The organism is Staphylococcus sp. EG-SA-17, assembly GCF_017151845.1.
In the GTDB taxonomy this organism is placed as follows: domain Bacteria; phylum Bacillota; class Bacilli; order Staphylococcales; family Staphylococcaceae; genus Staphylococcus; species Staphylococcus aureus.
On sequence record NZ_JACVZO010000029.1, the window covers coordinates 1 to 15,632 of the forward strand.

Sequence of the window (15,632 nt, forward strand, 5' to 3'; positions counted from 1 at the left end):
ATTCAGACTCAGACAGCGATTCAGATTCGGATAGCGACTCAGACTCAGATAGTGATTCAGATTCAGATAGCGACTCAGACTCAGACAGTGATTCAGACTCAGATAGCGATTCAGACTCGGATAGCGACTCAGACTCAGATAGTGATTCAGATTCAGATAGCGACTCAGACTCAGACAGCGATTCGGACTCAGATAGCGATTCAGACTCAGACAGCGATTCGGACTCAGATAGCGATTCAGACTCAGACAGCGACTCGGACTCAGATAGCGATTCAGACTCAGACTCAGACAGTGACTCGGACTCAGACAGTGACTCAGACTCAGATAGTGACTCCGATTCAAGAGTTACACCACCAAATAATGAACAGAAAGCACCATCAAATCCTAAAGGTGAAGTAAACCATTCTAATAAGGCATCAAAACAACACAAAACTGATGATTTACCAGAAACAGGAGATAAGAGCGAAAACACAAATGCAACTTTATTTGGTGCAATGATGGCATTATTAGGATCATTACTATTGTTTAGAAAACGTAAGCAAGATCATAAAGAAAAAGCGTAAATACTTTTTTAGGCCGAATACATTTGTATTCGGTTTTTTTGTTGAAAATGATTTTAAAGTGAATTGTTTAAGCGTAAAATGTTGATAAAGAAGAATTAGAAAGGGGTCATGACGTATGGCTTATATTTCATTAAACTATCATTCACCAACAATTGGTATGCATCAAAATTTGACAGTCATTTTACCGGAAGATCAAAGCTTCTTTAATAACGATACAACTGCTAAACCATTAAAAACTTTAATGTTGTTACATGGATTATCAAGTGATGAAACGACATATATGAGATATACAAGCATAGAAAGGTATGCGAATGAACACAAATTAGCTGTGATTATGCCCAATGTGGATCATAGCGCATATGCTAACATGGCATATGGTCATAGCTATTATGATTATATTTTGGAAGTATATGATTATGTTCATCAAATATTTCCACTTTCCAAAAAGCGTGATGACAATTTTATAGCAGGTCACTCTATGGGAGGATATGGCACAATTAAATTTGCATTAACACAAGGCGATAAATTTGCCAAAGCTGTACCATTATCTGCTGTGTTTGAAGCGCAAAATTTAATGGATCTAGAGTGGAATGATTTTTCAAAAGAGGCCATAGTTGGCAATCTTTCAAGTGTTAAAGGAACTGAACATGATCCGTATTATTTGCTAGACAAAGCTGTAGCTGAAGATAAACAAATTCCAAAATTGCTCATTATGTGTGGTAAACAAGACTTTTTATATCAAGACAACTTAGATTTTATCGATTATTTATCACGCAAAAATGTTCCTTATCAATTTGAAGATGGACCAGGAGATCATGATTATGCATATTGGGACCAAGCGATTAAGCGTGCTATAACATGGATGGTGAATGATTAATTATTTCCTGGAAAATATGTGATTGCATCAAAATACACAGAGTGAGAGATACAAACTATTTACGCACGACTAACATTTCTAAGTGTTTAAATTAAATTTGTATTAATATGATTGGCGCAATTTGCTGATACACAAAAATGTTTCTCGTGAAACTTAGATTTAGCTTATAGTTTTATCATCATTTGTATGACTTACATTATAAATTTTATTATAATGAGGTTAACGCTTTGAAAGGAGTCATCATCATGTCGACCAATAAAAACGATTATGAGCATATGTTGTTTTATTTTGCATATAAAACGTTTATTACTACCGCTGATGAAATTATAGAGAAGTATGGTATGAGTCGTCAGCATCATCGTTTTTTGTTTTTTATCAATAAATTACCTGGTATTACTATTAAATCATTACTAGAAATATTAGAAATTTCTAAACAAGGATCACATGCAACACTTCAAAAATTAAAAGAGCAAGGTCTCATTATTGAAAAAGTTTTAGAGACTGATCGACGTGTCAAAAAATTATATTCGACGGATAAAGGCGATCAACTCATTGCTGAATTGAACAAGGCGCAAGATGAATTATTGCAAAATATATATCAACAAGTCGGTTCGGATTGGTATGATGTGATGGAAGCATTGGCTAAAGGGCGACTTGGCTTTGATTTTATTAAGCATTTGAAAGATGAAAAAGAAAGCTAGCATCAGAAATGTTAAAAATCTTCGCATTCTTAAATTTAAAAAATATGTCAAAAAGTGTATAATAAAAACATATAATTTAATTGAACTCAGTTTCAACACATCTTAGAAAGGAGTTTGAATGATGAAAAAATTAGCAGTTATTTTAACATTAGTTGGCGGTTTATACTTCGCATTTAAAAAATACCAAGAACGTGTTAACCAAGCACCTAACATTGAGTACTAAATTAAACCATAAAAAATTCCCGAACACCTTGTTATAGTGCTCGGGAATTTTTTTATGCTTTACTTGAATATATCAAATATTATTTTTGCGCTTTCTGTATTTTCGATATTACCACTAAATGATTCTGATCTAGGTCCATAAGCGTAGGTATTAACATCCTCGCCTGTATGTCCATCGGAAGTCCACCCTGTATAAGATTTATCATTTACTGGCTTCTGAATAGCGTGTTGTAAGGCTTTTGTTTGTTTTTCTACATCTGCAGATTTTTCATCTTTATTTTTTTTAAGTAATTTTTGCAACTTTTTATTCTCTTTTTTAACCTTTTTCATATCATCTTGTGAAAATTCAAAGCCATAACCTTCATTAATAACTTTTTCAGGGTCTTCACCTTTAGCCATTTTTTCTGTCATATATGATCCAGAGTGTTTCATCGATTTAATCGGTTGAGGATTCCATTCGTATCCTTTATCTTTACCAATTGTTAGACCACCAGTAGAGTGATCTGCTGTTGCAACGACAAGTGTATCTTTATGTTTCTTAGCATATTGAATGGCGTCATCGAATGCTTTTTCAAAACCTTCCATTTCAGACATAACGCCTGTAATATCGTTAGAATGCGCTGATTTATCTATAGAAGCACCTTCGACCATTAAAAAGAAACCTTTTTTATTACGCTCAAGCTTACTAAGTGCACTTTGTTGCATATCAGCTAATGATGGTTCGTCTTTAGAAGCATCTATTGCAAGTGGCATATTTTTATCTGCAAACAAACCAAGAACTTTATCTTTATCAGATTTTGATAACTCCTTACTGTTCGTGGCAAGGTCGTAACCATCTTTTTTGAATTTTTTATCTAAATTGCCATTACTTTTACCGAAATATTTAGCGCCACCGCCTAATAAAACATCAACTTTATGCTTTCCGTTGATTTTATCTTTATAAAATTGTTTAGCGATTTCGTTTTTATCATCTCTAGAAGTCACGTGTGCAGCATATGCTGCTGGTGTTGCATCTGTTAATTCAGCTGTTGAAACAAGACCAGTCGACTTCCCTTTTTCTTTTGCACGTTCAAGCACCGTCTTTACTTTCTGCTTGTTACTGTCAACACCGATGGCACCATTATATGTCTTATGGCCAGAACTAAAGGCTGTTCCGCCAGCTGCAGAATCAGTAATATTCTGTTTTGGATCATTTGAATATGTACGATTTGTGCCTTTTAAATATGAATCAAAAGCAGTAGGGGTCATTTCTTTGGCATGTGGATCATTTTTATAATAACGATAAGCTGTGTTAAATGATGGACCCATACCATCGCCAACTAAAAAGATAACATTTTTAGGATTTTTAGTATTACCAACCGCGAAACTTTCATCTTTAGAACTTTTATCGGATTGCGCAATTGCAGGTGTGATAGAACTGAAAACTGTTGACACGATAATAAGGTTAGCAACTGCAAATTTTGTGGCTTTTTTAACTGATAACATAAGACATCCTCCTGAGTATATGACTATGTCTTCAGTGTAAAAGAGGAATTTTGAGCAATTATGTAGTTTTAGTTAAAAATATGTAAACAGAGTGATTTAGAATAACAAAAAATGAATATATATGACAATTTGTTATAGAAAGCGTTAGAATAGAAGCGTGTGAAAATATAGAATTAAATATAATTTGAGGTGGAAAAATGATACTAGTAATGTTATCTCCATTATTAATCATATTCTTTATAGTGTTGTCTATTTTAGAAGAGCGTAAACGTACGAAGAAAAAGCAACTCGAGAAAGAAAAAGCAAATACACTAAATCAAAATACAAATGACATGGAAAGTTCAAATCAAGAGCTGTCATTGCAACAGGCTAAAGAACAAAAAGATAACAAAGGATAATTCAATTGAAGGAAGAAGATTATAGATGAAAATATTAATTGTTGAAGATGATTTTGTTATAGCAGAAAGTTTAGCATCTGAACTTAAAAAATGGAATTACGGTGTTATTGTCGTTGAACAATTTGATGATATACTGTCTATCTTTAACCAACATCAACCTCAGCTTGTATTGCTAGATATTAATTTGCCAACGTTAAATAGTTTTCATTGGTGTCAAGAAATCCGAAAAACATCTAATGTGCCAATTATATTTATTAGTTCCCGTATTGATAATATGGACCAAATTATGGCAATACAAATGGGGGGAGATGATTTTATCGAAAAACCATTTAACTTGTCATTAACGATTGCCAAAATTCAAGCATTATTGAGACGAACTTATGACTTGTCAGTAGCTAATGATTCGATGACGGTTAAAGGTTGTACATTAATATTAGATGAAGCAAAAGTCGTGTATCAAGAACAAAACATACAGCTATCTTTGACTGAATTACAAATATTAAAGTTATTATTTCAAAATGAAGATAAATATGTAAGTAGAACGGCTTTAATTGAAAAATGTTGGGAATCAGAAAACTTCATAGATGACAATACATTAGCTGTTAACATGACGCGCCTGCGTAAAAAATTAAATACTATTGGCGTTAATGATTTTATTACTACAAAGAAAAATGTCGGATATAAAGTATAGGGTGAATGCAATGACCTTTCTTAAAAGTATTACTCAGGAAATAGCAATAGTCATAGTTATTTTTGCTTTATTTGGCTTAATGTTTTACCTGTATCATTTGCCATTAGAAGCATATTTACTAGCACTTGGCGTTATTTTATTATTATTACTCATATTCATAGGTATTAAATATTTAAGTTTTGTAAAAACTATAAGCCAACAACAACAAATTGAAAACTTAGAAAATGCGTTGTATCAGCTTAAAAATGAACAAATTGAATATAAAAATGATGTAGAGAGCTACTTTTTAACATGGGTACATCAAATGAAAACACCCATTACTGCAGCACAACTGTTACTTGAAAGAGATGAGCCTAATGTTGTGAATCGTGTTCGTCAAGAGGTTATTCAAATTGATAACTATACAAGTTTAGCACTTAGTTATTTAAAGTTATTAAATGAAACTTCTGATATTTCTGTCACTAAAATTTCGATTAACAATATCATTCGCCCAATTATTATGAAATATTCAATACAGTTTATTGATCAAAAAACAAAAATCCATTATGAACCTTGTCATCACGAAGTATTAACTGACGTTAGATGGACCTCTTTAATGATAGAACAATTAATAAATAATGCACTTAAGTATGCGAGAGGTAAAGATATATGGATTGAATTTGATGAGCAATCCAATCAATTATATGTAAAAGATAATGGTATCGGTATTAGTGAGGCGGACTTGCCTAAAATATTTGATAAGGGCTATTCAGGTTATAATGGCCAGCGTCAAAGTAACTCAAGTGGGATTGGCTTATTTATCGTAAAACAAATTTCAACTCACACAAACCATCCTGTTTCAGTCGTATCTAAACAAAATGAGGGTACAACATTTACGATTCAATTTCCAGATGAATAAAAACTTTCAATATTGTAAGCATACTAGTAACATTTTTTCACTAATTTAAATGTTATTAGTATTTTTTTGTTTTAATATAGAACTAACAAAGAAATGAGGTGCATGCCATGTTGCTAGAAGTGAAACATGTAAAAAAGGTTTATGGTAAAGGTTTGAATGCTACGACAGCACTTAATCAAATGAATTTATCAGTTGGAGCTGGTGAATTTGTTGCAATTATGGGTGAGTCTGGGTCAGGGAAGTCTACACTACTAAATTTAATTGCTTCTTTTGATGGACTAACTGAAGGTGACATTATTGTGGATGGCGCACATTTAAATAATATGAAAAATAAAAGTAAAGCATTGTATCGTCAACAAATGGTAGGTTTTGTTTTTCAAGATTTTAATCTTTTACCAACAATGACGAATAAAGAAAATATAATGATGCCATTAATTTTAGCTGGTGCTAAACGAAAAGATATAGAACAAAGGGTACATCAGTTGACAGTACAATTACATTTAGAGGGATTCTTAAACAAGTATCCTTCTGAAATCTCAGGGGGTCAGAAGCAACGCATTGCCATTGCACGTGCATTAGTTACTAAGCCGACGATTTTACTAGCCGATGAACCTACAGGTGCACTTGATTCAAAAACATCAAAGGCATTGATGATGTTATTTCAAGAGATTCATCAATTGGAACAGACAATTTTAATGGTAACTCATTCAAATATCGATGCGTCTTATGCAGAGCGAGTCATTTTTATTAAAGATGGGCGTCTATATCATGAAATATATCGTGGTGAAGAAAGTCAATTAGCTTTTCAACAACGAATAACAGATAGCTTAGCACTTGTGAATGGAGGAAGTGTCAATATATGAAGTTAAGATTGTTATGGCACATAGTGCGACGTCAATTTATTACGCAGCGACTTGTAATCATTCCATTCATTTTAGCGGTAAGTGTACTATTCATGATTGAATATACGCTTGTGTCAATTGGGTTAAATAGCTACATAAAACAGAAGAATGACTTCCTAGTACCATTTATTATCATAGCTAATTTTTTTATGGCGCTTTTAACTTTTATTTTTATTTTCTATGCAAATCACTTTATGATGTCACAAAGACGAAAAGAGTTTAGCATTTTTATGACATTGGGCATGACCAAGAAAAGTATGCGTTTAATTGTAGTGATGGAAACTATCTTACAATTTATGATAATTTCAGTCGTTAGTATTGCCGGCGGATACTTACTTGGTGCGATATTTTTCTTGTTTATACAGAAAATAATGGGCAGTGAGGTTGCGACGTTAAGGTATTATCCATTTGACTCTGTAGCGATGTTTATTACTTTGATTATCATTGCTGTATTAATGGGCATGCTACTTATATTCAACTTGTTCAGTATAAATTTTCAACGACCGATAACTTATCAACATCGTTCTGATTCCAGTGTCATATCACGATGGTTGCGTTACGTTTTAATTGTTATAGGAAGCGCAGCACTATATTTAGGCTACTTTATTGCATTACAACAAGATACGACGTTTGGTGCCTTTTTTAAAATATGGATTGTCATAGGATTCGTTATTATCGGTACTTATGCATTTTTTGTAGGTATAAGTGAAATAATTATTAGTATATTGCAGCAGGTATCAAAAGTTTACTATCATCCACGGTATTTTTTTGTGGTAGTTGGGATGCGTGTACGTCTTAAAATGAATGCAGTCAGTCTTGCAACGATCACTTTGCTGTGTACATTTTTGATTGTAACGCTCACAATGACATTAACAACCTATCGCGATATGAATCATACCATTATGAAATTGATTACCAATGATTATGATTTGTCATTTAACGACAATTCTAAGTCGCAAATAGAACGTCAACAAATGATTGAGAATATTAAACGTGATATACAGGGTTCGGTTAATGCAAAAGACTTCAAAGTATATGAAACGACATTATTTAGAGCTTCTTTAGAAAAGAATCGTGCTTATTACAAGTTAAAACAGGCTAGTGATGATATTCCAATAGACTTCATTGGTAATGAAGGCTCGATATTTTCTAAGCAATCAGTAATGATCACAGCACTTACTGTGCAAGATTATAATCGATATCACCAAAACAAATTACACTTAGACAATCAAAGTATAGGTATGATTACGAATGTACCTATTTTTAAAAAGCAGTCTAAGGTCGGTCTTAATAATGAAGTCTTTAAAGTGAAACAACTTGACGCACATGCGTTAAATTTGATGATGATTCAAGATAGTATGGTTTTAATTGTTAAAGATAACAATCAATTACAAAAAGTAAAAAGATTTTATGCACATGAACAAAAGAAGTCGACAATATCGATAAACTTTAATGTATCTGGAAAGACGAAATTAACAACATCACAAATACAAAAACTATCGAAAAAATACGATGCGTCAATAAATTCTAAATCAGAAATGCTAATGGTTTGGGATCGTCTGACAGGTGGACTAATATTTGTAGGTGGCGTAGTATCAATTGTACTTGTCATTGGAATATTTCTAATGATGTACTATAAACAAGTTTCAGAAGCCTATGCAAATCAGCACAATTATGACATTATGAAAAAACTTGGTTTAGATAATGGAAGAATAGCAAAGATAACACGAAATCAAATGACTTTCTTGTTCGCAATACCAATAACAGTAGCACTGATTCATACATTAATTTCTAGTAACATTGTATATACGTTACTAAATATGATAGGTATTAATAACTATCATATATTTTTAACAAGTTACGTACTAGCTGTCATTATAATTTCGTTTCTATATATGGCGATGTACAAAATAACTTCCTATATTTATGCTAAAGTTATTCATCAAGAACGTAATTAACCATGTTTCAGTGAAATCATAATCAATCATGTATTTTCACTGAAATATATTATATTAAAAAGAAACCTAAAAACATTACAAATAACAATAACAAATTTCAACCGATAAGATAAAATGTCTTGTCGGTTTTTTTACTTGTATGACAAGTTATATTTTTGAAATATCAAAAATGTATAGCTTGTTTATATAAAATGATTTAAAATGTTTTATAACAACATATTTTATGCAACACATAAAATGGGTAACTAACATCACGAAATCATTGTATTTATTGTTGCACTGATGAAGCGATGTCACAAAGAAATGTCGTTATCAAACGAAGCCCGAAATACATACTGATACTCGAAGTAATGTAACGATAAATAACAATGATAACGATTGATTACTACGCAAAAATATATGTAAATTGACGATTTAAATGCAATTCGTATATTTTGCCAATGATTTACACATTAAAATGTTTGAAAATTGTCATAATTCAGTCTAATTTTAAAGGAAATTAATTACAAAATTCAAAAATCATGCATCGTGTCATTTAGATATTGAAAAAGATGAGTCAAATTTGTTTCATATATTTTCCAATAACAAATGATTATATCTAAATATACAATCAGAAATATATGAATAGAAATATCAATATGAAAAATAATATGATTAAAAATGATGAATGGCATACTTATAAAGTGTCTAAATATTGGTGGTCAATATTACTTACAAACACGAATGTTAAGTAATGTAGACAATGCTGAAAAAACAATAAGTGGAAACTCTATATAGAATGTTCGTTTTTATTTTTAATAATTGAATAATCATTATTGATGATTTAATATGTATTCGGTCGCACACGATACAAAGTGACTTGTTTTAATGATATGCAATAATATGACGTTTATCGTCGCATGTAACAATGTATGAGTGTGTCAGTTTAATTTTAAAAGGGTTATAAGGATACTTAATAAGATAAAGGAGGGCTTAATAAACAATCACATGTGAAGTTTTTAAGGATTATATGAGTTGGGCAGCTCTTTAATCCATAGTTATAACGAATTTTAAATTGTTAGATTTAACGTATGGTATCAGTATGTATGAGTTTAACTTAAGTATTAATCTATAGTTTAAAGAGCGGTCTAATTGTCTTTTTAAAAATAGAAAATAAGGATGATTATAATGAGGGGTTATAACGAAAGATATTGTAGCTGGACTAATACAGCTATACAATGTGATTATTTTAATAAAGTAAGACAGGTGAAAAAAGACGGTAAATCGGATAGGTTGAGCAACAACATAAACTCGAACATTATTTATCGTGTGTTTGAAAAATGTATCGCGCTATATAATGTGTATTCGCGGTGTAAACGCGCACTTATTTTATCAGAACATTCTAAAAAGAACATATTCAATATAAAAAAGGCTGTGTAGGGGTGTCTTATGAATAATAGAAATGTGTATGATATCGAAGTAAGTGATTATAAAGGCTTAACTTATAAATTAGAAGCATTTAGAGGTAAAGTGATTTTAGTTGTTAATACTGCAACAGAATGTATATATAGCGAACAATTGAAAAAACTAGAGACTTTGTTTCAAAAATATAAGGATCGTGGGTTTGTAGTGTTGAGTTTTCCGAATAATAATTTTGACAATCGACAACCAGGTTCTAATGAAGAAATCTTGAAAATCAGTCGTGAGAAATTTGGTGTTACATTTCCAGTGCTAGCTAAAATATCTGTGAACGGGAACGATGAACATCCGTTATTTACGCATTTAAAGAATGAACAACCAGGAATCTTTGGGTCCCCAATAAAATGGAATTTCACAAAATTTATAATCGATCGACAAGGCAATGTTGTAAATCGATTCTTGCCAATGGAAGATCCATTGGATATATCGGCAAATATAGAAATATTATTGCAAGAATCTTCATCTTAAATTTAAAATTGAGCGCTTAGTATGCAAATAACACAAGAGCCTCTTAATGATGTACTAATAGTATGTCATTAGGAGGCATTTTATATTTAGAAAATCAGTAATTTGACCTATTTTACTGAAAGGCTGATTTGGTACATAATAAATAGTAAATAAAAAATAACAACGATGCATTACTGTATGCATTAATAACTGACACGACATAATCAAAGTTTTGTCTGAATTACTGTGTCATTCAAGCAACATGAAGGTTGTAAATATTTGTAAGTATAACTATCAGACACAACTCAAGTTTGTTTTAATTTATACCATACATATTAAAAAATTGACTAAACTATCGATAAAAAATGAGTCAATCATCTATTTCAAGTTTATTGAGGTGAAAATATTTGAAATTAAATACATCTAATAGTCCATTTACAGAAAAACAAGTTACAGAGATTAACAATCTGCTGCAAACATTAACAGAGAGCCAACAACAATGGCTTAGTGGGTTTTTACTAGCTAATAGTAGCGATACGACAAGTGATAGTAATCAACAACAATTAGAGACAGAAGTGTGGCAACAATCACAAATATCAGAAGAACAAGCAACTTCAACAACGTATATGTTACAAAATAAAGAGCCACATATCGAAGCTAATCAGCGTCATGTCACTGTGCTATACGGTTCTGAATCAGGTAATGCCATGCGATTGGCTGAAATATTTTCAGAACGATTAAGTGATATCGGACATCAAGTTGTTTTGATGTCAATGGATGAATATGATACGACAAACATCGCACAGTTAGAAGATTTATTTATTATTACGTCTACTCATGGTGAAGGAGAACCGCCCGATAATGCATGGGATTTCTTTGAATTTTTAGAAGACGATAACGCACCTAATTTAAATCATGTGAGATATTCAGTACTAGCTTTAGGTGATCAAACATATGAATTTTTCTGTCAAGCCGGTAAAGATGTAGATGCTTTACTAGAAAATCTAGGCGCTGAGCGTATATGTAAGCGTGTAGATTGTGATATTGATTATGAAGAAGACGCAGAAAAGTGGATGGCAGACATCATTAATATGATTGATACCACATCAGAAGGTATTCAAAGTGAATCGGTGATAAGTGAATCAATTAAGTCTGCCAAAGAAAAGAAATATTCTAAATCAAATCCATACCAAGCAGAAGTTTTAGCGAATATCAATTTAAATGGTACCGATTCAAATAAAGAAACACGACATATAGAATTTTTACTTGATGATTTTAGTGAATCATATGAACCAGGAGATTGTATAGTAGCATTACCGCAAAACGACCCTGAATTGGTTGAAAAACTAATATCCATGTTAGGTTGGGATCCGCAATCTCCGGTGCCAATTAATGATCATGGTGATACAGTTCCTATTGTTGAAGCACTAACATCACATTTTGAATTTACTAAATTAACATTGCCATTATTGAAAAATGCAGATATCTATTTTGACAATGAAGAATTATCTGAACGTATTCAAGATGAGTCATGGGCGCGTGAATATGTTATAAATCGGGACTTTATAGATTTAATAACAGATTTTCCAACTATAGAATTACAACCTGAGAATATGTATCAAATCCTTAGAAAATTACCACCAAGAGAGTATTCGATTTCTAGTAGTTTTATGGCAACGCCAGATGAAGTGCATATTACCGTTGGTACGGTTCGTTATCAAGCACATGGACGTGAGAGAAAAGGTGTATGCTCGGTTCATTTTGCTGAGCGTATTAAACCAGGCGATATAGTACCAATTTATTTGAAGAAAAATCCGAACTTCAAATTTCCGATGAAGCAAGATATACCGGTTATTATGATTGGACCAGGTACTGGAATTGCTCCTTTTAGAGCATATTTACAAGAACGTGAAGAACTTGGTATGACTGGAAAAACATGGTTGTTCTTTGGTGATCAACACCGTAGTTCTGACTTTTTATATGAAGAAGAAATAGAAGAATGGCTTGAAAATGGAAACTTAACACGCGTAGATTTAGCATTTTCAAGAGACCAAGAACACAAAGAATATGTACAGCATCGTATAATGGAAGAAAGTGAACGTTTCAATGAATGGATTGAGCAAGGCGCAGCAATCTATATTTGTGGCGATGAAAAATGTATGGCGAAGGATGTCCATCAAGCCATTAAAGATGTATTGGTAAAAGAACGTCATATTTCTCAAGACGAAGCTGAGACGATATTGCGTCAAATGAAACAACAACAACGCTATCAACGTGATGTTTATTAATGCTTCAATGTGTTAAATATTTTAAGGTGTAATGATGTAAAATTATATAAAGGATGTTGCTCAACATGAATATGCCATTAATGATAAATTTAACAAATAAAAATGTCGTCATAGTTGGTGGAGGCGTCGTTGCAAGTCGTCGGGCACAAACATTAAGTCAATACGTTGAACATATGACGGTCATCAGTCCGACAATCACTGAAAAACTTCAAAATATGGTAGATAACGGTGTCGTCATATGGAAAGAAAAAGAGTTTGAACCAAGCGATATTGTAGACGCGTATCTAGTTATTGCAGCAACCAATGAGCCACGTGTCAATGAAGCGGTAAAACAAGCCTTACCTGAGCATGCCCTTTTTAATAATGTTGGAGATGCATCAAATGGCAATGTTGTATTTCCAAGTGCACTACACCGCGACAAGCTAACTATCAGTGTATCAACTGATGGTGCGAGTCCTAAGTTGACAAAATCAATTATGGCAGAGCTTGAGGCGTTATATCCACCATCATACAGTTCGTATATCGACTTTTTATATACTTGCCGACAGAAAATAAAGTTACTAGATATAACATATAACGAAAAGCAACAGTTACTGTCACAAATTGTGTCACAAGAATATTTAAATCATGACAAACAAGCTCAATTTTTAGCGTGGTTGGATGTAAGACAATAATAGCGGACCGTCTAAGGTAAGTCTTCTTATTTTAACTTTAACGCTTAATCATTGAAATTAAGACATGGGCGGCTTTGTGAATAGTCTAATAATGAAGTATTTAAGCGATAATGATATGCGTTTTAAATATGAATATTACAATAGAGAAAAAGATACGTAGAACAAACTTAATAAAATAGATGGATAAATTGAAATCTGGTTGAAGTCGTTACTATCATAGCGACCTTTAGCCAGATTTTTTGTGCAATAGAAAGCAATAATAAAAATGATAAATCAAAATGAAATACAGGACAGGATATACAAGGATTAGTCATGCCATGTTATCAAGTAGGAAAATCAAACTTCACTATTGATAGTTACACAAAAAAGAAATTTTTGATAAAATGAGTTAACTTAAATATAAAAAATTATATTAATTATTATATTTAAGTTAAAGAGGGGGATTATGTAAATTGTATTAAAAGTGGAGGGAGAAAATAATATGAATAGTGATAATATGTGGTTAACAGTAATGGGGCTCATTATTATTATTTCAATTGTAGGTTTACTCATTGCCAAAAAGATAAATCCAGTTGTAGGTATGACAATCATACCTTGCTTAGGGGCAATGATTTTAGGATATAGTGTGACAGATTTGGTTGGATTTTTTGCTAAAGGATTAGATCAAGTCATCAACGTTGTTATTATGTTTATCTTTGCCATTATTTTCTTTGGCATCATGAATGATAGTGGTTTATTCAAGCCGCTTGTCAAACGCTTAATATTAATGACACGAGGCAATGTCGTCATTGTCTGTGCAATGACAGCTTTAATTGGCACAATAGCCCAATTAGATGGGGCCGGTGCGGTAACATTTTTGCTTTCTATTCCTGCATTATTACCTTTATATAAAGCGTTAAATATGAATAAATATTTATTGATTTTACTATTAGCATTAAGCGCGGCGATTATGAACATGGTACCTTGGGGAGGTCCAATGGCTCGTGTAGCTGCAGTGTTAAAAGCCAAAAGTGTCAATGAATTATGGTATGGATTAATACCTATTCAAATAATAGGTTTCATTCTTGTTATGTTATTTGCGGTATATCTTGGATTTAAAGAACAAAAACGTATCAAAAAAGCAATAGAGAGAAATGAATTACCGCAAACACAAGATATAGATGTACATAAATTAGTTGAAGTATATGAACGAGATCAAGATGTAAGGTTTCCTGTAAAAGGACGTGCACGAACACAACCATGGATAAAATGGGTGAATACAGCTTTAACTTTAGCTGTTATTCTAGCGATGTTAATGAATATTGCGCCACCTGAATTTGCATTCATGATAGGTGTTTCATTGGCACTTATTATTAATTTTAAATCAGTGGATGAACAAATGGAGAGATTAAGAGCGCATGCGCCGAATGCATTAATGATGGCTGCAGTGATTATTGCAGCAGGTATGTTTTTAGGTGTACTAAATGAAACCGGTATGCTTAAAGCGATTGCGACGAATTTAATCAAAGTGATTCCTGCAGAAGTAGGGCCATACTTGCATATTATTGTAGGTTTACTTGGTGTACCATTAGATTTACTAACTAGCACAGACGCTTATTATTTTGCTGTGTTACCAATCGTCGAACAAACAGCAGGGCAATTTGGTGTACCGTCTGTATCAACAGCTTATTCAATGGTCATAGGGAATATTATAGGTACATTTGTCAGCCCGTTTTCACCAGCCTTATGGTTGGCAATTGGTTTAGCAGAGGCAAACATGGGCACGTATATTAAGTATGCATTCTTTTGGATTTGGGGATTCGCCATCGTGATGTTAGTAATTGCGATGTTGATGGGCATTGTGACGATTTAAGTATGAAAAAATAGAAACTATGGTCACGTTGCAAAATGAAATGATGGTATGTAACTATGCTAGAAAGACGGAACGATTCGAGAACAATTTTAAAAATTAATGAAATAATTGTGTAGAAATATGAATTTCACTAAATGTTAATAACTTTGTGACGTTTTAGTTAACAGACTAATAAAAATTTGAAAATACTATATATAGTGGTATAACGTAATGAGTAG

General features: G+C 32.3%; 17 protein-coding genes and 1 pseudogene. 16 read left to right on the plus strand and 2 right to left on the minus strand.

From position 1 onward, the window contains the following. The 4 genes from IDG65_RS11500 to IDG65_RS15040 form a co-directional block, all read left to right on the plus strand. Window positions 1-563: LPXTG cell wall anchor domain-containing protein (locus IDG65_RS11500; protein ID WP_150858586.1), on the plus strand; the 563-nt coding region annotated here is incomplete at its 5' end. A 115-nt stretch (window positions 564-678) separates the two neighbouring features. After that, window positions 679-1,440: an alpha/beta hydrolase gene (locus IDG65_RS11505; protein ID WP_000323451.1), complete on the plus strand. Its 762-nt coding sequence runs from the start codon at window positions 679-681 to the stop codon at window positions 1,438-1,440. A gap of 245 nt (window positions 1,441-1,685) precedes the next feature. Beyond that, window positions 1,686-2,141, plus strand: a complete 456-nt coding sequence (locus IDG65_RS11510; protein ID WP_000106184.1) for a MarR family winged helix-turn-helix transcriptional regulator — start codon at window positions 1,686-1,688, stop codon at window positions 2,139-2,141. A gap of 121 nt (window positions 2,142-2,262) precedes the next feature. Continuing rightward, the gene (locus IDG65_RS15040) at window positions 2,263-2,364 is read left to right on the plus strand and encodes an SE2200 family small protein (protein ID WP_000731972.1); all 102 of its coding nucleotides are present in this window, start codon (window positions 2,263-2,265) and stop codon (window positions 2,362-2,364) included. A 59-nt stretch (window positions 2,365-2,423) separates the two neighbouring features. Here the strand turns inward: IDG65_RS15040 and IDG65_RS11520 are convergent, their stop codons facing one another. Beyond that, window positions 2,424-3,848, minus strand: a complete 1,425-nt coding sequence (locus IDG65_RS11520; protein ID WP_000953731.1) for an alkaline phosphatase — start codon at window positions 3,846-3,848, stop codon at window positions 2,424-2,426. A 197-nt stretch (window positions 3,849-4,045) separates the two neighbouring features. On the opposite strand from IDG65_RS11520, the gene IDG65_RS11525 reads away from it, so the two are divergent. From IDG65_RS11525 to IDG65_RS11560, 8 genes are all read left to right on the plus strand, one after another. Then, complete coding sequence (locus IDG65_RS11525) at window positions 4,046-4,246, plus strand: hypothetical protein (protein ID WP_000604723.1); 201 nt, start codon at window positions 4,046-4,048, stop codon at window positions 4,244-4,246. Between the two features lie 25 nt (window positions 4,247-4,271). Then, window positions 4,272-4,937, plus strand: coding sequence for a nisin susceptibility-associated two-component system response regulator NsaR (gene nsaR, locus IDG65_RS11530; protein ID WP_206174106.1), 666 nt, complete (start codon window positions 4,272-4,274; stop codon window positions 4,935-4,937). A 10-nt stretch (window positions 4,938-4,947) separates the two neighbouring features. Next, window positions 4,948-5,835: a nisin susceptibility-associated two-component system sensor histidine kinase NsaS gene (gene nsaS, locus IDG65_RS11535; protein ID WP_000143420.1), complete on the plus strand. Its 888-nt coding sequence runs from the start codon at window positions 4,948-4,950 to the stop codon at window positions 5,833-5,835. A gap of 107 nt (window positions 5,836-5,942) precedes the next feature. After that, entirely contained in the window at window positions 5,943-6,698 is a 756-nt protein-coding gene (locus IDG65_RS11540; RefSeq protein ID WP_000923768.1) for an ABC transporter ATP-binding protein, read from the plus strand. After that, on the plus strand, window positions 6,695-8,695 hold the full coding sequence (locus tag IDG65_RS11545; RefSeq protein WP_000776746.1) for an ABC transporter permease: 2,001 nt from the start codon (window positions 6,695-6,697) through the stop codon (window positions 8,693-8,695). The genes IDG65_RS11540 and IDG65_RS11545 overlap by 4 nt, the downstream gene beginning before the upstream one ends. Before the next feature lie 663 nt (window positions 8,696-9,358). Further along, the gene (locus IDG65_RS11550) at window positions 9,359-9,472 is read left to right on the plus strand and encodes a hypothetical protein (RefSeq protein ID WP_072384844.1); all 114 of its coding nucleotides are present in this window, start codon (window positions 9,359-9,361) and stop codon (window positions 9,470-9,472) included. A gap of 381 nt (window positions 9,473-9,853) precedes the next feature. After that, window positions 9,854-10,114, plus strand: a complete 261-nt coding sequence (locus IDG65_RS11555) for a hypothetical protein (protein WP_072434822.1) — start codon at window positions 9,854-9,856, stop codon at window positions 10,112-10,114. A gap of 9 nt (window positions 10,115-10,123) precedes the next feature. Further along, a complete protein-coding gene (locus tag IDG65_RS11560) occupies window positions 10,124-10,621 on the plus strand; it encodes a glutathione peroxidase (RefSeq protein ID WP_001065267.1) in 498 nt (165 codons plus the stop codon). 107 nt (window positions 10,622-10,728) lie between these two features. On the opposite strand, the pseudogene IDG65_RS11565 reads toward IDG65_RS11560, so the two are convergent. Then, window positions 10,729-10,817 (minus strand): annotated as a pseudogene (locus tag IDG65_RS11565) (hypothetical protein). 190 nt (window positions 10,818-11,007) lie between these two features. On the opposite strand from IDG65_RS11565, the gene IDG65_RS11570 reads away from it, so the two are divergent. The 4 genes from IDG65_RS11570 to IDG65_RS11585 all read left to right on the plus strand — a co-directional run bounded on the left by IDG65_RS11570 (window position 11,008) and on the right by IDG65_RS11585 (window position 15,414). Then, on the plus strand, window positions 11,008-12,888 hold the full coding sequence (locus IDG65_RS11570) for an assimilatory sulfite reductase (NADPH) flavoprotein subunit (protein WP_000775173.1): 1,881 nt from the start codon (window positions 11,008-11,010) through the stop codon (window positions 12,886-12,888). Between the two features lie 65 nt (window positions 12,889-12,953). Continuing rightward, the gene (locus tag IDG65_RS11575) at window positions 12,954-13,562 is read left to right on the plus strand and encodes an NAD(P)-binding protein (protein ID WP_001057062.1); all 609 of its coding nucleotides are present in this window, start codon (window positions 12,954-12,956) and stop codon (window positions 13,560-13,562) included. Window positions 13,563-13,626: 64 nt separating this feature from the next. Further along, a complete protein-coding gene (locus tag IDG65_RS11580) occupies window positions 13,627-13,722 on the plus strand; it encodes a hypothetical protein (RefSeq protein ID WP_075583738.1) in 96 nt (31 codons plus the stop codon). Window positions 13,723-14,043: 321 nt separating this feature from the next. After that, window positions 14,044-15,414, plus strand: a complete 1,371-nt coding sequence (locus tag IDG65_RS11585) for a CitMHS family transporter (RefSeq protein ID WP_001083501.1) — start codon at window positions 14,044-14,046, stop codon at window positions 15,412-15,414. Window positions 15,415-15,632 lie beyond the last annotated feature (218 nt).